The sequence below is a fragment of the Tautonia sociabilis genome, from assembly GCF_003977685.1.
Taxonomy (GTDB): domain Bacteria; phylum Planctomycetota; class Planctomycetia; order Isosphaerales; family Isosphaeraceae; genus Tautonia; species Tautonia sociabilis.
In genome coordinates, this window is the sequence record NZ_RYZH01000011.1 from 22,267 (window position 1) to 41,646 (window position 19,380).

A 19,380-nucleotide genomic window follows, 5' to 3' on the forward strand; every position below is an offset into this window, starting at 1 on the left:
ATGTCGCCACCTCCCATTCGCTATCCGCTGCCGACCCTGGCGCTCCTGGTTCTGCTCGCCGTGCTCTCGTGGTGGGGGAGGGACTGGCTCTCCGCGGCCGGAGCGGCGGTCCGGTCGGGGATCGATCGCATCGCCTCCGGGCCGCCGGTGCCCAGCTCGAGCGACCCGATGCAGGGGGACGGAGGGATCGTCCGGAAAGTCCTGCTGCTCCGGGACGGCGTCGAGGCGACCGACCGGCCCGATGGGACGACGGTCGAGACGATCGGCCGTCGGATCTTCGCCGACGTGTACGACGTCTGGCCGCTGACGGGAGAGCCGACGCATTACCGGATCGGCAACCGCCGGCCGATCGGATGGGTCCCGGCCGAGGAGGTGCTGCCCTGGGATACCCGGATCGTCCTCATCCCGGAGCCCGGTCGGATTGCCCTGGCAGACGAGCCGGGCGGCTCCGATCGGGCCCTGGTCGAGGTCGATGGCACTCCTCTGCCGGTGGTTGATTGGCGAGGGGGCGACTTGAGGATCGTTGCCTGGGAGCTCGGGAAGGGCTGGGAACGCGTCTCCCGATCGGGATGGGTCCGGGTCGGACAGGTCAACGGCACCCTCGGAGCCCTGGTCAGCCGGACCGAGCTGCTGGAGCTGTTGCGACGATCGCTCGACGTCTCGCCGGCCGAGGCACGGGCCCTGCGCGTGTTGACGCTCCTCGGGAGGATGGCCCCCGGCGAGTCGATCAGGGCGGAACAGGTCGAGGAGGTCGAACGAGCCCTGTCCGGGGGGGGCGAACTGGGCGGTTCCCCCTCGATCGACCGGGAAGCGCTCTCCGATCGGTTGGGGAGACTCAACGACGAATGGGAGGCGGATGCGACCTGGTCCGGGATCGAGTACCGGGCGATCCCGCTGAACGATCTGTCGGGGTGAGGGGGGATTCCGAGGTCGAGGGGATGCCTCCCCCGCCCCAGGGGCGGGGGAGGCGATCGCTCGGCAGGAGGCTCAACGCTCGGAGGCGTCGGCCGAAGCCTCATTGGGCTCGGGGGAGTTGGCCGCATCGACCGACCCACGGGTGACGTGGGGCGGCTCGCGGTCGAGGCCGAGGGGGCTGGAGCCCTCCCGGATCTCGGCGAGTCGGCGGCGGTAGCGTTCGTAGAGCTCGGTCTGCCGGCTCTCAGGGGGGACGGGTTTGCCGCCGATGAAGAGGTACTTGATCTCGTTCGTCGGCTGGAGCAGGTGTCCGGCGGCGATGACGAGGTTGGCCCGCTTGCCGGGCTCGATGGAGCCGATCGAGTCGGCCACACCGAGGATCTGAGCCGGGTAGAGGGTGACGGCCTTCACGGCCTCATCGACCGGCAGGCCGAAGGCGGCGGCCATGGCGGCCTCGAAGGGGAGGTTGCGGACCTCGGAGGCGTCGCCGTTGGAGCTGATGGCGAAGGTGACGCCGGCCTCGTGGAGGCGGGCGGGGTTGGTGTAGGAGGCGTCGTAGGGCTCATCGCGGCCGGGGTTGTGGTGGGTGCCGGTGACGAGCACGGGGATGCCGGCTTCCTTCAGGCGGTCGGCGACCTTCCAGGCGTCGGCGCCTCCGGAGATGATCGCCTTGAGCCCGAGCTCCTCGGCCAGTTCGATCGCGGTGAGGATCTCTCCTCGGCCGGAGGCGGAGAGAATGACGGGCTTCTCGCCGAGGGCATAGGGGGCGAGGGCCTCCAGCCTCGGGTCGACGGGGGGACGCTCCCCCCGCTCCTGGGCGGCCCGGACGACCTCGGCGAAGCTCCGGGCCTTGCGGAAGGCGTCCTTCAGCTCGGTGAGGCGCTTGTCTCGGTCGCTGAAGCGGGCTCGGAAGCGCTCGGCGAACTGGGAGGGGACCTGGCTGAGGCGCTGCTCCAGGTCGGAGGGCGGGGCGGGCGGGACATTGACGTGGAGGGCGAGTTCGTCGGCCTGGACCAGCTCGGACCAGATCCAGCCATTGAGGTCGATCAGGGCCCCCTGGCCGGAGATGGTGCCTCCGGTGGGGCGGACGAGACCGGAGAGGACGCCGCCGAGTCGATTGGCGCCGATCAGGGCGGAGTCGGCGTTGATGGCGACGCTGGCGCGAAGCTCGGGCTGGTAGGGGGCCAGCTCCCGGGCATCCTGGGTGGCCGAGATGCTGCCGATCTCGTTCAGGCCGAGGTCGCTGCCGCCGTCGATCATGCCGGGCCAGACGTCGAGGCCGCCGAGGTCGACCGTGGTCGCCCCCTCGGGAACGGCGGTCTCGCCACCGCCCAGCTCGGCGATCAGGCCGTCCTGAATGATGATCGTGCCCCCCTCGATCGTCGGGCCCGAGACGGTATGGATCCGGCCGTTGACCAGGGCGTAGGTTCCCTCAGGGTTCGGCGTGACCTCGACGGTTCGGCCGCGGAGGTCGTCGCTGGCGACCGGCATGGTGACGTGGTCGCCGGGGCGGGGGCGGAGCAGGGGGCCGTCCTCTCCGGAGTAACGCTGGAAGGCGACCTCGCCGTCGATGAGCGTAAGCTGGCACTGGGCGAAGCCGTCAAGCGGGTGGGCGTCGAAAAGCGCGATGTCGGCATCCTTGCCGACCTCGATCGAGCCGAGCCGGTAATCGAGGCCCAGTTCCCGGGCGGGATTGATGGTGACCATGGCCAGCGCCTCTTGCTCGGAGACGCCGCCGTAGCGGACCATCTTGGCGGCCTCCATGGAGAGGTGGCGGACCTCCTCGCCGCTGTCGCTCTTGATGCAGACGTTGGCGCCGGCCTCGGTGAGCAGGGCGGCGTTGTGGGGGATCGCGTCGTAGGCCTCGACCTTGTAGGCATACCAGTCGGAGAAGGTCGAGTTGCTGGCGCCGTGGGCGGCGATCTCGGCGGCGACCTTGTAGCCTTCCAGGACGTGCTGAAGCGACTGGACGCGGATGCCGTAGGACTCCGCGGTGCGGAGGAGCATCAGGATCTCATCGGCCCGGTAGCAGTGGCTGTGGATCTTGATCTTGCCGTCGAGGATCTCGGCCAGGGCCTCGAGCCGGAGGTCTCGGCGGAAGGGGGGAAGGTCCTCGCCGGAGGCGATCGCGTCGGCATAGGCTCGGCGGCGGGCCTGGTATTGCCTCGCCTCGTCGAAGGCGCGGACGAGGACGGCCTCGACGCCGGGGCGGGTGAAGGGGAAGCGGTCGGGGTCGTCGGAGCGCTTCCGGGTGACGTTCTCACCGAGGGCGAACTTGATGCCCTGGGGGCCGTCTCGGAGGATGAGGTCTCGGGCCGCCTGGCCGTACTTCAGCTTGATGACGGCGTCCTGACCGCCGATGGTGTTGGCCGAGCCGTGGAGCAGGCGGGCGGCGGTGACGCCGCCAGCGGCGGCCTGGTAGATGGTCACGTCGTCTCCGGTCACGACGTCCTTGACGCGGACCTCGGCGACGATCGACAGCGACCCCTCGTTGACGCCGCCGCTGATCGCCATGTGCGAGTGCGTGTCGATGATGCCGGGCATGGCGACCATGCCGTCGGCCTCGATGACGGTTACGCCCTCCGGGGCCTCGATAGACTCGCCGATCTCGGCGATCTTGCCATTCCGGACGAGGATCGAGCCGTGCGGGATGGTGCCGTTGGTGACGGTGAGGATGGTGGCCCCCGTGATCAGGACGTCGCCTCCCGTCTTCAACGAGGGGATGCGGTCCTCGTCGAATTCGGTCGCCTCGTCGACGAAGGGCTCGGCGGGCTCATTTTCCGCGTCCTCGGCCTCGGCGACCTCGGGGCGGTCGGGGCGACGGTCGGGCTCCCCGGCCTGGAGTTCGGGCGGGGTGATGTCCTCGGGAAGCTCGTCTCGGAGGTTCTCCAGGGCGACTCGGACCTGTTCCCAGGCGGCCTCCGCGTCGGCGTCCTCGTCCAGGGTGACGACGAGGCGGACCTCACCTTCGGTGCCGATCGAGCGGATGGAGGACACCCCGTCGATGGCCATGACCGCATCCTCGATGGGAGTGGTGAGGCGCTGGGCGATCTCCTCGGGGGAGGCTCCGGTCCATCGGGTCAGGATCGTGGCCTTCGAGCCGCTGGCGACCTCGGGGCGCCCGTTCCCGGGACGTCCACCGGAGGGGCGGGATCGCTCGGACGATTCCTCGATCTCGAACTTCAGGCCGTCGACGAGCACGAACCGGGGAGTGGCGTCCTTCGACTCGAAGGCCCCTTTGAAGGCGACGAGGTGGCCGAGCTTGCCGGGCTCGAGGGTGCCGAGGCGGTCATCCACGCCAGCGATCCGGGCGGCGCCGATGGTGAGGGCCTCGATTGCGTCGGCCGCGGGGAGGCCGGCCGTGATCACCTCGCGGACCTTGGCGGGAAAGTCATCAACCCGGGAGAGGCCGTCGCTGGAGAAGGCGAAGGGGATTCCGGCCTCGGCCAGGGTCCGGGCAAGGGCGACGCGACGGTCCCAGTCCTGCTTCGCGTGTTGGAGGGCGCGAAGCGGGCGGTCTCGGTCCTTCAGCGGCTTCTTGGCGTACTCCTCCTCGGAGGGGACCTCGGGGGAGCGGGGAAAGTTGACGCGGAGGATGACGGGGGTCTTCGACTCCTTCAGCCGGTCGATCACCTGATCGGCCTCGAGGCCGCCGACGATCACGGTGCCGGAGGTGCCGAACTCGGCGGCGAGGTCGAGAACGCGGTGGATCTCGTCTCGGGCATCGGCCTGCCACCAGGAGGGGATGACTCCGGTGCGGGCGTCGTGGAGGGCCTCAAGGGCCGGGTCGTAGGAGGGCCGGGGTCCGCCCTTCTCTCGGGCGAATTCAAGGAGCTTGTGGTGGTAATCGGCGTCGAGCATGGCCTGGCGGAGGTGGGCGATCACCCCCATCAGGGCGCCTGGGAAGCCTCCGGAGTCGGGCGGGCCGGCCTCGGCCATGGCCTCCTCGATCAGACCGAGGAGGGCCTGGTCGCTGGGGCTGTGAGTGTGGCCGGCGCAGTGTTCGTCGTGGTGGATCCCGAGGGCCTGGAGCAGGCCGTATTGCCTGCCCCGGGGGCTGGCGAGATTGAGATGCAGTGCGACGCGGTCGCTCAGCATCGACTCGCGACGGCCGAGGCCGCCGAGCGAGACCAGCGCGCTTTGGCCGGTGGCAATGGCGCCGTTGGGAGCGGAGAGCAGGGCGGTGAAGCCGAGCGAGCGACGGGACGAGAGGGCGTCGTCCTCGAGCCTGATGGCCTCGGCGACCCGGAACTCGGGGGTGAGGCCGTTGCGGTTGTCGGGCGGAGTACTGGCCTGGGCGAACTGGCTCAGCGGGATTGGTCGGCTCAGGCCGGTCGCGGATCGGGGGACGTTCTCGTCCTGACCGATCGTGGTGTAGAGGTCGATGAAGCCGGGGTAGACGGTCAGCCCCTCGCCCTCGATCCGCTCCGCGTCGTAAGGGACCTCGACCTCGGCATCCGGACCGACGGCCTCGATCACACCGTCTCGGACGACGACGGTGCCGACCTCGATGGTGCGGTCGGGAGAGGCCACGACCGTGGCTCCGGTGATGGCATAGGCGGCCGGCACGTAGTCGGGGCGTCGTTCGGTGCCCTGAGCGGCAGCGATCGCCGGGAGGATCAGGGCGATGAGGGCGAGCCCGGGCGCCCTCTTGGCGCGCCCGGAAGCGAATCGCGGCGAGGTTCGGGTCATGGTGGGAGTCCCTGGGGTCGTCGATCGAGGGGCGAGCGGTCGGGACACCGGGAGAGGGGGCGCGGGTGCCCATCCGGTACGAGTCTCGGCATCACCTTATCCGCGCCCGGGAGGCACCCGCAAGTCGCGGCAAGCGCAGGGGAGACGGCCGTTGCCCGCTTCGGATAGAATAACCGTCCGCCGATCGCGGAATTCGAAGCAGAGCCGTCCACCAGCCCCAGGTTGGGCCCGGAGCTTGAGGGATCCGAGCATGTCCCTGGAGACGTTCCCGAACCAGTTCCCCGGGCGCGAGTACGAGATCGAGATCGTCTGCCCCGAATTCACGGCCGTCTGCCCGAAGACCGGCCAGCCCGACTTCGGGACGATCACCATTACCTATGTGCCGGCCGACCTGTGCGTCGAGTTGAAGTCGCTGAAGCTGTACTTGCAGGGGTATCGGAACCGCGGCATCTATTACGAACACTCGATCAATGTCATCCTCGACGACCTCGTGGCCGCCTGCCAGCCGAGGCGGATGACCGTGGTCGGCCAGTTCACGCCTCGGGGGGGGATCTCGTCCCGAATCACGTCCCGCTTCGAGGACGCCAGGCCGCGCTGAGTCATGAGCCGGATCGACGACGACGCCTCGGGAGTCCGGACCATGCCCCCTCGAATCCTGACCATGACCACCGACTTCGGCGGCGACGGCCCGTATGTGGCCGCGATGAAGGGGGTCGTCCTCGCTCGGGTGCCCGACGCCCGGATCGTCGACGTCAGCCACCGAATCGGTCCGCAGAACATCCTGGAGGCGGCCTTCGTGCTGGCCTGCGTCGTTGAGGCGTTCCCGCCGGGGACGGTCCACCTGGGGGTGGTCGACCCCGGAGTCGGCACGCAGCGCCGGCTGGTGGCGGCCCGGATCGCCGAGCAGTGGTTCGTTCTGCCGGACAACGGGTTTTTGACCTACGTCGCTCGGGATCGGTCGGTGGACGAGGTCTACGAGCTGGACAACCCGGCCATCGCCCGAACGCCAGTCTCGAACACCTTCCACGGGAGGGACCTGCTGGCGCCGGCGGCGGCGCACCTGTTGCTCGGCCAGCCGGCCTCGGCCCTCGGGCCTCCCCGGCACGGGATCGTCCGGCTGCCGGCCGCGGAGCCGAGGAAGGAGGACAGCGGAGTTGTGGGCGAGGTCATCTTCCGGGACGGGTTCGGGAACCTGATCACTAACGTCCCGGAGTCGATGCTCACCGAGGCCCCGGGCGACTGCTGGACGGTCGAGATCGGCGATCACCGGATCGACGGCCTGACCCGGACCTACGGGCTGCACGCGCCCGGGACGCTCGTGAGCCTGGTCGGCAGCTCCGGATGGCTCGAGGTTTCCCTGGTCAACGGCGACGCCTCCCGGTTTCTCAACTGCGGCCCGGGGACCACCGTCTGGTTCCGCCGGAAGGGATGAACCGCCCCCACCCCCCTTTGGAAGACCGATGCCCGACGCACCGATCGACGCGGCGACGCTCCGGCGCTGGGACAAGGACCATCTCTGGCACCCCTTCACCGCCCAGAAGGACTGGTACGCCGTCGAGCCGCTGGTCATCGATCGGGCCGAGGGAGCCGAGCTGATCGACACCGAGGGCCGGCGCTACCTTGATGGCGTCAGCTCGCTGTGGTGCAACGTTCACGGACATCGGCATCCGACGATCGACGCGGCGATCCGAGGGCAACTCGAGAAGCTCGCCCACTCGACCCTGCTCGGCCTGACGCACCCGACAGCGGCGGAACTGGCCCGGCGGCTGGTGGAGCTGGCCCCGGAGGGCCTGACCCGCGTCTTCTTCTCGGACGACGGGGCGACGGCGGTCGAGGTCGCCTTGAAGATGGCGTTCCAGTACTGGAGGCAGAAACCCGATCCCGAGCCGGATCGGACCGCGTTCGTGGCCCTGGGGGGGGCCTACCACGGCGACACGATCGGGGACGTGAGCCTCGGCGGCGTCGACCGATTCCACACGATGTTCCGGCCCTTGCTGTTCCCGGTGCTTCGGGCGCCGATCCCGTTCTGCTATCGCTGTCCCCTGGGCCTGGAGCGGCCGGGATGCGGCATGGCGTGCCTGGAGGAGGTCGACCGCCTGCTGGCATCCCATCCGGGGACGGTGGCCGGTGTGGTGGTCGAGCCGATCGTGCAGGGGGCGGCGGGAATGGTCGTCCACCCCGAAGGCTACCTGAGGGGGCTACGGGAGATCACCAGGACGCATGGGACGCTGCTGATCGCCGACGAGGTGGCCGTCGGCTTCGGTCGCACCGGTCGAATGTTCGCGAGCGAGCTGGAAGGGGTCTCGCCGGACTTCCTCTGCCTGGCGAAGGGGATCACCGGCGGCTATCTCCCGCTGGCCGCGACCCTGACGACGGAGGAGGTCTACTCCGCCTTCTTCGCCACCACCGCTGAAGGGAAGACCTTCCAGCATGGGCATACCTACGGCGGGAACCCGCTCGGCGCCGCGGCGGCGTTGGCGACCCTTCGCGTCTTCGAGGAGGAGCGGACGCTGGATCGGCTCCGGCCGAAGGTCGCCTTGCTTTCCCGCCGGCTGGAGGAGTTCGCCGCGCTGAAACACGTCGGCGATGTGCGGCAGAAGGGGCTGATGGCCGGGATCGAGCTCGTGCGCGACCGGGAATCGAAGAGGGAGTTCGCCTGGCATGAACAGGTGGGCAACCGCGTCTGCCGACGAGCCCGGGATTACGGCGTACTGATCCGTCCGCTGGGAGACGTGCTGGTGGTGATGCCTCCGCTGAGCATCTCGGAGGAGCAGCTCGACCGCTTGCTGGACGTGATGCTGCGCTGTGTCCGAGAGGTCACGGAGGGGACGGCCGGCTGAGGGTGTCGAGCCCCCGCCCCCCGAGATCGGGGGACGGGGAGCGGTGCCGTCATTCACCGGGGCGGTAGAACTTGATGCAGACCGGCATCGGAACCTCGGCGCGGTGGCCGGTCGGTTCGAGGGCTCCGGTGTCGGGGTCGATTCGGAAGACGACCACGGTATCGGTTCCCTGGTTGGCGGCAAGCAGGAAGCGGCCGGAGGGGTCGATGCCGAAGTTGCGCGGGGTTTTGCCGCCGGTCTCCTGGTGCCCGAGGGGCTCGAGGGTGCCGTCGGCCTCGTCGATCCGGAAGATGGCGATGCTGTCGTGCCCTCGGTTGGAGCCGTAAAGGAAGCGGCCCGAGGGGTGAACGTGGATGTCGGCGGTGGAGTTCCGCGAGGAGTCGAATCCCTCGGGGAGGGTGGAGATGGTCTGGATCTCGGTGAGCGAGCCCGCCTCGGGGTCGTAGCGGAAGGCGGTGATGGTGGAGGCGATCTCGTTGATGACGAAGGCGAGTCGGCCGTTGGGGTGGAAGTCGAAGTGTCGAGGGCCGGCGCCGGGGGAGACCGAGGCCGAGGGCGGGTCATTGGGGGTCAGGGAGCCGGCCTCGGGATCGAAGCGGTAGACGAGGAGCTTGTCGAGGCCGAGGTCGGCGGCGACGGCGAATCGGTTGGCGGCGTCGAGGTTGATGGAGTGCCCGTGCGGCCCCTCCTGGCGGCGGGGATTGACGCTCGAACCGACGTGCTGTTCCACGTCGCTCGCTGGGGAGAGCGCTCCGTCGGGCTCGATCGGCAGCACGGCGACGCTGCCGCCAACATAGTTGGCCACGAGGACGTTCTTGCCGGTCGCGTCGACGACGAGATGGCAAGGGGCGCCTCCTCGGGAGGACTGCTCGTTGATCGGGGCGAGCGCGGCGCCGTCGTCGGCGATGCGGTAAGCACTGACGTAGCCGCTCGGCTCCCCCTCGTACTGGACGACCTCGTTGACGGCGTAGAGGAAGCGGCCGGACGGGTGGATGGCCAGGAAGGAGGGGTTCTCGGTCCGGGCGACGACCCCCCGGGATTCGAGCCGTCCGGTGTCGGGGTCCATCGCCAGCAGGTTGATCCCCTGGTCGTCGGCCCGGGTGTAGGTCCCGACGAAGACAAGCACGTTGTCATCCTCCTGGGAGGCCGCCGCGCCGAAGGCGGCCGAGGTGGTCAGTAGCGCGATGAGGGTCGTGGCTCGCAGGCCCATGCGGTGACTCCCCGGGTTGGTGCGACGGCGGGAGGTCGGCCGCGGGCATCGCCTCGATCGACGCGCCGCGGGAGGCGAACGATCAGCTTACCGGGCCGGACCGGGCGTTGCGAGTCAATGCCGGTGGGGGTAAGCCGCCCGGGGGCTCAGACCGACCTTCGCCGATCGTCGGTCCATCGAGTGCCAGCGAGGCCGGGCTCGCCCCGACCTTGGCGTCCCTGGCTCAATCCTCCGACACCGAGGACGACTACGATCAGAGGTTGGCGACCATGAGCGCAAGGAAGATCGCGATGACGACCACGGCGAGGGTGGCGAAGATTGCTCGAATGATCCAGTCGTCGTCGGAAGGGGAGCGATGGCGGATGAGATGAGCGATTGGACTGGCCTCGGGCCCGATCCGGAGTTCGGGCTCGGAGGAGAGTTCGGGATCGTCGTCCGGATCGGCGGCGGGGGGGGCGTCCGGCTCGTCGCCGTCGTCGTCTTGGATGATGATGGCGGCGCGAGGCTCGATCGGGGGGCGGCTGAGGGGGGCGGTGATCTCGGCCTCTCCCAGGTCGCGCAAGCCGCCGAGGGAGGAGAACTGACTTGGGTCGAGGTCGAGCCGGATGTCGTCGTCGTCGAGCTCGGGGGGAGGGGGCCGGAAGCCTCGGGCGGGGCCGGCCCGGCGACCGGAGGAAGGCTGGATCCGGCCGAGGTCGCACCAGCGGAGCAGGTCGGCCCGGAACTCCCGAGCCGACTGGTAGCGGTCTTCGGGCTGCTTGGCCATCGCCTTGCGGACGATCGCGGCGAAGGCGGGGGGGACGTCGGGGCAGAGCTTCTCCAGCGGATCGGGATCTTCCATGCGGTGGCGGAAGATCTTGCTGACAATATCGCCCCCCTCGAACGGAGGCCGGCCGGCGAGGGCGAAGTAGAGCGTGCAGCCAGTGGAGTAGACGTCGCTTCGGAAGTCGGCGCGGGAGGCGTCGGCGAGCTGCTCGGGGCTGGCGTAGTCGAGGGTGCCGACGACGGAGTTCGGGTGCGTGAGGATCCCCTCCTCCCCCATCGACTTGGCCAGGCCGAGGTCGAGAATCTTGGCGTCTCCCTCGGGCGTCACCATCAGGTTCGAGGGCTTCAGGTCGCGGTGAACCAGGCCCGCGTCGTGGGCGGCCTGGAGGCCGGAGAGGACTCGGACGAAGTAGCGCGCCGCCTCGTCGAAGCGGAGGGGGCCGGAGCCGTCGTGGATTCCCTTGACGAGGTTATAGAGGCTGTCGCCGGGGACGTACTCCATGACCATGTAGTGGGCGTCTCCCAGGGCGCCGACCTCCAAGGTCCGGGTGACGTTCGGGTGCCGGACTCGTCGGGAGAGCTCCATCTCTCGATAGAAGCGCCGAAGGGCCTGCTCGTCCTCGAGCGCCTTCTTCGGGGGGAGGACCTTGATGGCGACGCGCCGGTTGTCGGATTCCCGGCGGGCGAGATAGACCTTGCCCATGCCCCCGGCGCCGAGCCGCTTGAGGATGCGGTAGTCGCCGAGGAAGAAGCCCCAGGTCCGGCCGTTGAGCAGTTTGTTGGCCTGGTAGGTGGTCAGCAGTCCGCGGTCGACCAGGGCGCGGGCGAACGGGACGGCGTCGTCGGGGAGGGGCTCCAGCTCGGCCCGGATACGGGCGACCTGCTCGGAGCCCAGCAGCCGGCTTTTGAGAAGGCAGTGGATGAACGGGTCGAGCCGGGGCATGGACCTGGAGGACCTCTCGGTAGGCCGGGGGAGCGGCCGCGGACGGGGCAGGGACCGGCTCAGGACGGGAGCTCGGCCGGCGCCTCGTCCCGGGGGTCGCCGGGTAGGCCGTCGACCGAGACGACCAGGCAGGTCACGTTGTCCCGGGAGTCGTTGCGCAGCGCGAGCCGGACGAGATCCCGGGCCGTGCGCTGGGGGTCGTCGCCCGTGCGGAGATGCTCGGCCAGGGCGTCGTCCGTGACGACGCCGGTCAGGCCGTCGGAGGCGAGCAGGAAGCGATCGCCGGGCAGCAGGCCCTCGACACGGACATCCTCGGGGCCGTCGCTGGCCTCGGGACTGCCGAGGTAGAGATAGAGGACGTGGCGGAATTGGTGACGCTCGGCCTCCTCGGGGCGGATGGTGCCGGCGGTGATCAGCGCGGTGGCCAGGTCGTGATCTCGGGTCAGGCGATCGAGGCGCCCGTCCCGGAAGCGGTAGGCGCGGGAGTCTCCGATGCCGGCGATCGCCACCCGGCCGGGGCGAAACAGCGCCAGCACGACGGTCGTGCCCATGTTGGTGCACTCGGGCACGACGTGCGATTGGGCGATGATCTCCCGGTTGGCGGCGGCGATGGCCCCCCGGATGGCGGTGGCGTCGTCTTCTCCGGCGCCGAGGCGCTGGGCGAGGTCCTTGGGAATGAGCTCGACGGCGATCCGGCTGGCCTGCTCGCCGGCGAGCTGGCCCCCCATGCCGTCGGCGACAATAAAGGGGCCGGCCACATTCGGGCGGATGCATCCCGGGGGAGGGGCCTTCGGAGTAGAACCGTTGTCGACGGCCCCCTCCGACGCCTCCGGGGGGCGGAGGATCACCTCGGTCGAGGAGGACGGCCCCTCGGGCAGCGAGGCCACCGTCCCGACTCCGGGGATGAAGAAATTATCCTCGTTGTGTTCGCGATAGTTGCCCACGGTCGTCGCGACGCCGACCCGGAGGCGAAGGCGAACCGCGGGCCGGGAGTCGTGCCGGTCCGACGGCGAGACGCCAGCGCTCGAGGGCCCCGCGCGCGCCCTCGATGGATTCCAGAGTCGCTTCAGCCAGTTCTTCCAGGACACCGCTTTTCCTTCGCGAACTCGCGGCGAGGGCTCGATCGCCGGGCGGCCGGGGCGGTCGGGGGGAGGGGCCGGCCGGTCAGGAACCGCCCCCGGGGCGGTCGTCGCCGCCGATCGGGGGAGGAGCGGCCCATCGGATCAGGTCGTCGACGCCGAATGATCGGTAGTTCATGAACAGCTCACCCGCCTCGAAACCGGCGGTCAACCCGAAGTAACGATTCATCATCTCCACGGTCTGGAACAGCCGCGACTTCGAGGGGGGGAACTGGGAACCATACGCCCTGATGGCCTCCAGCTTCCTCTCCAGCGTGTGCCCGATATCAGCCACAATGTAACCGGAGGATTCCGGCATATCCAGGCGATGCAAGGCGATCGGGAAGCTCAACTGGTTGGTGATCGTGTGTGGGGGCAGGCCGCCGAAATGCTCGTCCCACTTGGACAGGCGGCTGTAGAAGACGGCCGCGTCGGTGATGAGCATCGCCTGGTAGTGGTCCGGCGAGGCGAGGATCGTCTTGCCGCCAAACCCCAGGACGATCCGGGGGCGGTAGCGGCGGAAAACTCGGGCGAGGGCCACCCGGGCCTCGAAGCTGTCGAACAGCCGGCGGTTGGGCAGGTTCAACGAGACTCGGACGTGGACCCCGAGGATCTCCCGGGCACGCTCGGCCTCGTTGGCCCGGACATCGGGGCCGGGAGAGCCGGGAGTCGGCTCGCCATCAGTCAGGTCGACCATCCCGACCCGGTAACCCAGGTCCGAGAGCCGGGCGAGCGTGCCGCCGCAGGCGATCTCCAGATCATCGGGATGGGCGCCGACGGCAATCAGATCCAGCGGGGCGTCTTCCGACTCGGCCATGGCGTTGATCCGGGCGTTCCGGGGGGCGGTCCTTGCGCACAACTATACCGTTCGTCCGACGCAAGGTCAACTGAACACAATCATTACGGCTCGCTCCCTCCGGCCGGTCCTCCCGCCTGACGGGCCTGGAGGCGTCCCGGTCCGGGAGGGTCCGAGGCGGCCCCGAGGGGCCTGGGGAGACGAAGCGGCCGCCAGGCCGGGCCGGTCGGCTCGACGACGGGGGAGGCAGGATCGGCCCGATCGGGACCCGGACCCCGCCGCGTCGGGCATCGCCGCCATCGCCGGGGCCCGCACAGCGCCCTTGAATTTCGGCGGATGGGGGAGCCACGCTAAAGGGGTTCACCATCTGGATCCCGCCCTCCCTCAGGACGACTCCCATGATCACTCCCCTGATCGCGCAGCTCCAGGAAGGCAACAACCTGGCCGTCTTCCTGGTCTTGCTGCTGGTCTTCATCGCCTTTGTCAGTCTGTTTGCCTTCATCCTCTTCGCGAAGTACTTCAACCTTTGGATCCAGTCGAAGACGACCAACGCGAACATTGGGCTGATCGAGCTGATCGGGATGACCTTCCGCAAGGTCAACCCGAACATCATCGTGCGGTCGAAGATCATGGCCGTGCAGGCGGGCCTGACGGATCGGGACGGCGTGACCCGGCAGAACTTGGAGGCACACTACCTGGCCGGCGGGAACGTGCCGAACGTCATCCGGGCGCTGATCGCCGCGCAGCGGGCGGACATCCCGCTGACCTACAAGCGCGCCGCGGCGATCGACCTGGCCGGGCGGAACGTCCTGGAGGCGATCCAGACCAGCGTCAACCCGAAGGTGATCGACTGTCCCGACCCGGCCAAGGGCCGACAGACGGTTGACGCGGTGGCCAAGGACGGCATCCAGCTCAAGGCCAAGGCCCGAGTGACCGTACGCACGAACATCGACCGGTTGGTCGGCGGTGCGACCGAGGAGACGATCATCGCCCGGGTGGGGGAGGGGATCGTGACCACGATCGGCTCGGCGGAGTCGCACAAGATCGTGCTCGAGAACCCGGACATGATCTCCAAGCGGGTCCTGGAGAAGGGGCTCGACGCGGGGACGGCGTTCGAGATCCTCTCGATCGACATCGCCGACATCGACGTCGGCGACAACATTGGCGCCCGATTGCAGGCCGACCAGGCCGAGGCGGACATGCGCGTCGCCCGGGCGAAGGCCGAGGAGCGCCGGGCCGCCGCCATCGCCTCGGAGCAGGAGAACCTGGCGTTGGTTCAGGAGAACCGAGCGAAGGTGGTCGCCGCCGAGGCCGAAGTCCCGCTGGCGATCGCCGAGGCCTTCCGCCGCGGCCAGCTGGGGATTGGCGACTATTACTCGCTAAGGAACCTGCAGGCGGATACGGAGATGCGGTCCTCGATCGCCGGCGGCGCGGCCAACTCGCGCCGGAACGCCGACACCATGAACGGCTGAGCCGGCCTCGAGACGCCCCGCCTGTGCGGTCCCCTGGTCGGTTGCTCTCGCCCGGCCAGGGGTTATAGTGAATGAAACGATGTCCCCGGGGGGCGAACCGTCGTGAAGATAACCCTGGTCCCGTCGACCGTCTCCGGGGTGGTGGGCGACCCGCTCCAGTTCGGGACGTCCTACGTCGTCAACGAGTCCCTGGCGATCGACGCGGGGACGTTGGGGTTCTACCGAGGCCCCGCGGAACAGAGCAAAATCAAGCACGTCCTGATCTCTCACTCGCACGCCGATCACATCGCGTCGCTGCCGATCTTCGTCGAGAACGTCTTCGAAGCGAAGTCCGATTGCGTCCGGATCTACGGCAACTCCGACGTGATCGAGTGCCTCCGATCCGACGTCTTCAACGACCGAGTCTGGCCCGACTTCGAGAAGCTCTCCGAAGGCCCGATGAAGCAGACCCCCCTGGTGAAGTTCATCGAGATCGAGGCCGGGCAGACGCTGCACTTCGACGGGGTCGAGGTCCGCACCGTGGCGGTCGATCACCTGGTGCCGACCCTCGGGTTCATCCTGAAGGAAGGGGACACGCACGTTGTCATCCCCTCCGACACCGGGCCGACACAGCGCATCTGGGACCTGGTCAACGAGTTGCCCGGCGTCTCGGCTGTCTTCCTCGAGGTCTGTTTCCCGGACCACATGTCCGCCCTGGCCGACTCGTCTCGGCACCTGGTGCCGGCGACCTTCAAGCAGGAAGTGCTGAAGGTCAATTCCCAGGGCGTCAAGTGCCCCTTCTACGCCGTCCATATCAAGGCCCGCTACCGGGACCAGGTGCTCCAGGAACTGGAGGCACACGAGATCCCCGGGCTCCGGATCGCCCGCTTCGGCGTCCCGTACGTCTTCTGAGGGGAGCGGCGAGCGCCAGGGACCCCTTGCGGGCTCCAGGAGCTAGGGCCGAAGCGTCGGTTCTCCCTCGAGCGTCCCCCACCTCCGGCTCATTGGTTCGATTCCGCTTCCGGGAGACGACCCGGAGAATCGCGGCGACCCGATCCGAACGGCCGATCGGCCCCGGGATCGATTGGGTCCGGATCCGTCGATCCGACGATGATTCCGATCGAGGACCGTCCCGACCGGGCCGCAGCCGAACACCCAACCGCCGGACCCGATGCCATGCCCCCTCTTCGCCCCCGGATCGCACTCGCCCCGGCGCTGCTGGCCAGCGCCGGGCTGATCGCCGGCTGGTTTCCCGGAGCGACCGCGGCCGACGACCTCGCCCGGCCAGCCCGCGGCGAGACTCCCTCCGGCACCCCCATCCGATTCCTCGGCGCCAACTCGTGCAGTGCCAACGCCTGCCACAACCGAGGCAATTTCCGAGGGGCCTCCGAGTTGAGCGTCTTCGAGCCGAAGCGCTTCTGGGAGCACCAGTACTGGCAGCGGTTCGACCCTCACGTTCGGGCCTTCGAGGTGCTGGAGGGGGAGGAATCGAGGCGGATCGAGCAAAACCTCCGCAGGCTTTCCTCGATCGAGCTGGCCTTCCCGGAGCGAGACGGGCTCTGCCTGAGTTGCCACGTCCATCAGAATTTCAGCGGCTCGGAGCACGGGCCCGCCTTTGCCGAGGCCGACGGCGTCTCTTGCGAGGGCTGCCACGGCGCCTCGGAGCTCTGGAACTCGGCACACTACCAGGACGGCTGGAAATTGCTTTCCCCCGAGCGGAAGGCGTCCTATGGTTTCGTGCCGCTCGACGCGATGGCCGATCGAGCACGGTCGTGCACCCCGTGCCACGTCGGTTCGTCGTACGAGGATCCGGAGCACGGCCTGGTGGACGTCAATCACGACCTGATCGCTGCCGGCCATCCCCGCCTGAACTTCGAGTTCGCGTCGTACCACGCCCAGTATCCGAGGCACTGGAACGACCTGGCCGAACGGGGGGAGGACCCGGCCTACGAGGCGAGGGCCTGGGTGGTCGGGCAGCTCGTCACGGCGGAGTCCGCCTTGCGGCTGCTCAAGGCCAGGGGGATGCGATCGGGAGCCCGGCCGGGCGATCCGGGGCCCCTCCCGCTGCGAGGCACCCTGGATTCCAACCCCCACGCCGGTCCCTGGCCCGAGTTCGCCGAGTACAACTGCTACGCCTGCCACCACGACCTCCGGGGAGGCGTTCCTCTCGCCGTGGGGATCGCCTCCGCCGTGCCGGGACAACTGCCGTGGGGGTCCTGGTCCATGCCGATGGTCGAGGTGATCGGCCAGGAGCTCCCTCCTCGAGGGAAGGACTGGTCGGCGATCCGGTCGGCGATCGAGTCCGAGATGACCCTGCCGCTACCCGACCCCGCTCGGGTGTCCAGCCGGGTGGACGAGGCCCTGGCGACGATTGACGCGTGGCTGGCCGAGTGGGACGACCGTCCGATCGACTCGGAGACGGTCGAACGGCTGATCGCCACCGCCGTCGAGCAGCTTCGCGAGTCGGCGGATCCGACCTGGGACCGGAATGCCCAGGTGTACCTGGCGATGGCCGCCCTGTACGCCGCCCAAGGGGATCTCGACCCCGCTCGCCGGGACCCGGCGATGGCCCAGACCCTCGACGCGATGCTCAACCGGCTCCGGTTCCAACCCGGCATGAACAGCCCTCACGAGTACCGCGTCGAGAGCCTGGAGGGCGTGCGTTCGGCGATCCGGCCCCGAGCTTCGATCGAGGAGTGAACCCATGGCGTTTCTCGGCGTTCGAGTCCCCGCGAAGGCGTCGGTCGCGCTGCTGGCGGCGCTGGTCCTTCCCGCGGTCGGACGGGCCCAGGACGAACCGGGGGCGGCCACCCGGATGGCGGCCGCGGGACGCTATCAGGGCGCGAATTACTGCCACCAGTGCCACGCCCAGCCCATCGCCGTGAACCAGGCGAACGGGGTGCTCGACTGGTGCCTGATGACCGAGTTCTCCACCTGGAGAACCGTCGACAAGCACTCGATGGCGTTCGCCGTGCTCGAAGGCCCCCGGGGGAGGGAGATGGGGGAGAAGCTGGGCGTTGATGTCACCCAACCGGAGTCGGGGTGCCTCAGCTGCCATGCCCAGAACTTCGATCAGCAGGAGCTCACCGCCGGCTTCAGCTTCCAGGACGGGGTCAACTGCGAGGTTTGCCACGGTCCTTCCGGCAACTGGGCGGCGCCTCACGTGCTCGCCACCTGGAGGGAGAACACCCCGGAACAGAAGGCGGAACTCGGGATGTGGGACCTCCGCAATCCCGAGGTCCAGAGCGAGCTCTGCCTGTCGTGCCACGTGGGCAACGCCCAGCTTGGCCGAGTCGTCACGCACCCGATGTACGCCGCCGGGCACCCGCCGCTGCCGAGCGTCGATGTCGCCCGGTTCGTCCGGAACATCCCCCAGCACTGGCGGTCGAAGGACGACATCCCCTGGTGGAAGCAGGCCCCGGAGCCGATCCGGCAGGCCAACGGCATCGCGGAGGCGAAACTCTACGGGGTCGAGTTGACGATGGTCGGCAACGTGATCGCCCTCCGCGAATCGATGAGGCTGCTGGCCGATCGGGCCGACCTGGATGCCGCATCGCCGGATCGGCTGCACCGCTGGCCGGAGCTGTACCTGAACGAGACGGTCAAGGACGATCCTCGGTTCGAGGACCCCGGGCAGTTGCCCTCCCTGGCCGAGAGCCGATGGCCCGAGATGGCCATGACCCATGCCGATTGCCTCTCCTGTCACCACGACCTGCGCTTCCCGGGCTGGAGGCAGCGCCGGGGGTATGAGCATGCCCCTCCCGGGAGGCCGCTCCCAAGGTCGTTCCCCTTGGCCCTGATCGACCTGAATATCGAGCGGTTCGGCGACGAATCGGACCGCTCCGAGTTCGATCGGCGCCTCGACCGTCTGTACGACGCCTTCGCCTCCCGGCCCTTCGGGAGGGCCGACGAGGTCCGGGACGCGGCCCGGGAGCTGGAACGCTGGGCGGATACGTTCCACTCCCGTCGGCTGGCCTCGGCCCAGTTCGACAAGGAGACGGCAACCGGACTGATCCGAAGGCTCTGCGAACAGAACCAATCGGCCATCCCCGATTACGACACGGCCCGCCAGATCGCCTCGGCGATCCAGGTCATCTACTGGGACCTTGCCGACCAGGGAGCCGACTCCTCCGACGGGCACGACCAAATCCTGGGCATCCTCGATCACTGGGACAAAGTGCTCAATCTCGGCCGTTATCCCAAGAGCGAGGATCGAGACGCCCTCTCCCTGGAGATCATCCGGAGGCTGGCGAATGACCCGGATCTGGCGGGCTTCGGGGCCTGGACCCCGCTGGCTCTGGGGTTCCCGGACGATCCCGATGTGTACTGGAACGCCTCCCGACCCGACGCGAACGAGTTGCTCGACACGATTCGGGGCAAGCTGATCCCGGACAACGTGCGGCAGAAATACGTCTCCCCGGAGTTCAAGGAACCGCTCCAGGAGATTAACAACGCCGGGCTCAAGATTGCGCTCGAGCGGGCCAGTCAGTACGACCCCTATCGGTTCCAGGCCGAGTTGGTCCAGCTCGGCCAGCTTCTCATGGGCCTCGCCGCCGAGTGATCGGGGAGGCGGACGCCTCCCAACGACAACGGGGAGCCGCCGGGCGGTTGGGCCCCGGCGGCTCCCCGTCTCATTGGAGCGGTTCTCGG

General features: G+C 69.0%; 13 protein-coding genes. 8 read left to right on the top strand and 5 right to left on the bottom strand.

Going from position 1 to position 19,380, the window contains the following annotated elements:
• The gene (locus TsocGM_RS07425) at positions 1 to 915 is read left to right on the top strand and encodes a hypothetical protein (RefSeq protein ID WP_126724674.1); all 915 of its coding nucleotides are present in this window, start codon (positions 1 to 3) and stop codon (positions 913 to 915) included.
• Positions 916 to 987: 72 nt separating this feature from the next.
• On the opposite strand, the gene TsocGM_RS26915 is transcribed toward TsocGM_RS07425, so the two are convergent.
• Complete coding sequence (locus TsocGM_RS26915) at positions 988 to 5,607, bottom strand: efflux RND transporter permease subunit (RefSeq protein WP_233578541.1); 4,620 nt, start codon at positions 5,605 to 5,607, stop codon at positions 988 to 990.
• Positions 5,608 to 5,857: 250 nt separating this feature from the next.
• Here TsocGM_RS26915 and queF point away from each other — a divergent pair, with 250 nt between their 5' ends.
• Genes queF through bioA form a run of 3 tightly spaced genes read left to right on the top strand, consistent with a single transcriptional unit; the run spans position 5,858 to position 8,447 of the window.
• On the top strand, positions 5,858 to 6,205 hold the full coding sequence (gene queF, locus TsocGM_RS07440; protein WP_126724675.1) for a preQ(1) synthase: 348 nt from the start codon (positions 5,858 to 5,860) through the stop codon (positions 6,203 to 6,205).
• A 42-nt stretch (positions 6,206 to 6,247) separates the two neighbouring features.
• Positions 6,248 to 7,039: an SAM hydrolase/SAM-dependent halogenase family protein gene (locus TsocGM_RS07445; protein ID WP_126724676.1), complete on the top strand. Its 792-nt coding sequence runs from the start codon at positions 6,248 to 6,250 to the stop codon at positions 7,037 to 7,039.
• Between the two features lie 28 nt (positions 7,040 to 7,067).
• A complete protein-coding gene (gene bioA / locus TsocGM_RS07450) occupies positions 7,068 to 8,447 on the top strand; it encodes an adenosylmethionine--8-amino-7-oxononanoate transaminase (protein ID WP_126724677.1) in 1,380 nt (459 codons plus the stop codon).
• 49 nt (positions 8,448 to 8,496) lie between these two features.
• On the opposite strand, the gene TsocGM_RS07455 is transcribed toward bioA, so the two are convergent.
• The 4 genes from TsocGM_RS07455 to TsocGM_RS07470 form a co-directional block, all read right to left on the bottom strand.
• Entirely contained in the window at positions 8,497 to 9,657 is a 1,161-nt protein-coding gene (locus TsocGM_RS07455; RefSeq protein WP_126724678.1) for a lactonase family protein, read from the bottom strand.
• 253 nt (positions 9,658 to 9,910) lie between these two features.
• Positions 9,911 to 11,365 (bottom strand): serine/threonine-protein kinase, encoded by a 1,455-nt coding sequence (locus TsocGM_RS07460; RefSeq protein WP_126724679.1) that lies wholly within the window; start codon positions 11,363 to 11,365, stop codon positions 9,911 to 9,913.
• A gap of 59 nt (positions 11,366 to 11,424) precedes the next feature.
• Positions 11,425 to 12,453, bottom strand: coding sequence for a PP2C family protein-serine/threonine phosphatase (locus TsocGM_RS07465; RefSeq protein ID WP_126724680.1), 1,029 nt, complete (start codon positions 12,451 to 12,453; stop codon positions 11,425 to 11,427).
• A gap of 76 nt (positions 12,454 to 12,529) precedes the next feature.
• Positions 12,530 to 13,300: a PIG-L family deacetylase gene (locus TsocGM_RS07470; RefSeq protein WP_126724742.1), complete on the bottom strand. Its 771-nt coding sequence runs from the start codon at positions 13,298 to 13,300 to the stop codon at positions 12,530 to 12,532.
• Between the two features lie 377 nt (positions 13,301 to 13,677).
• Between TsocGM_RS07470 and floA the strand changes: the two genes are divergently transcribed.
• From floA to TsocGM_RS07490, 4 genes are all read left to right on the top strand, one after another.
• Positions 13,678 to 14,751 carry a flotillin-like protein FloA gene (gene floA / locus TsocGM_RS07475; protein WP_126724681.1) on the top strand — a complete coding sequence of 358 codons (1,074 nt, stop codon included), beginning with the start codon at positions 13,678 to 13,680 and terminating at the stop codon, positions 14,749 to 14,751.
• A 102-nt stretch (positions 14,752 to 14,853) separates the two neighbouring features.
• Entirely contained in the window at positions 14,854 to 15,642 is a 789-nt protein-coding gene (locus tag TsocGM_RS07480) for an MBL fold metallo-hydrolase (protein WP_126724682.1), read from the top strand.
• A 264-nt stretch (positions 15,643 to 15,906) separates the two neighbouring features.
• Positions 15,907 to 17,430 carry a multiheme c-type cytochrome gene (locus tag TsocGM_RS07485; protein WP_158633417.1) on the top strand — a complete coding sequence of 508 codons (1,524 nt, stop codon included), beginning with the start codon at positions 15,907 to 15,909 and terminating at the stop codon, positions 17,428 to 17,430.
• Positions 17,431 to 17,434: 4 nt separating this feature from the next.
• A complete protein-coding gene (locus TsocGM_RS07490; protein ID WP_126724684.1) occupies positions 17,435 to 19,291 on the top strand; it encodes a multiheme c-type cytochrome in 1,857 nt (618 codons plus the stop codon).
• Positions 19,292 to 19,380: the final 89 nt, after the last annotated feature.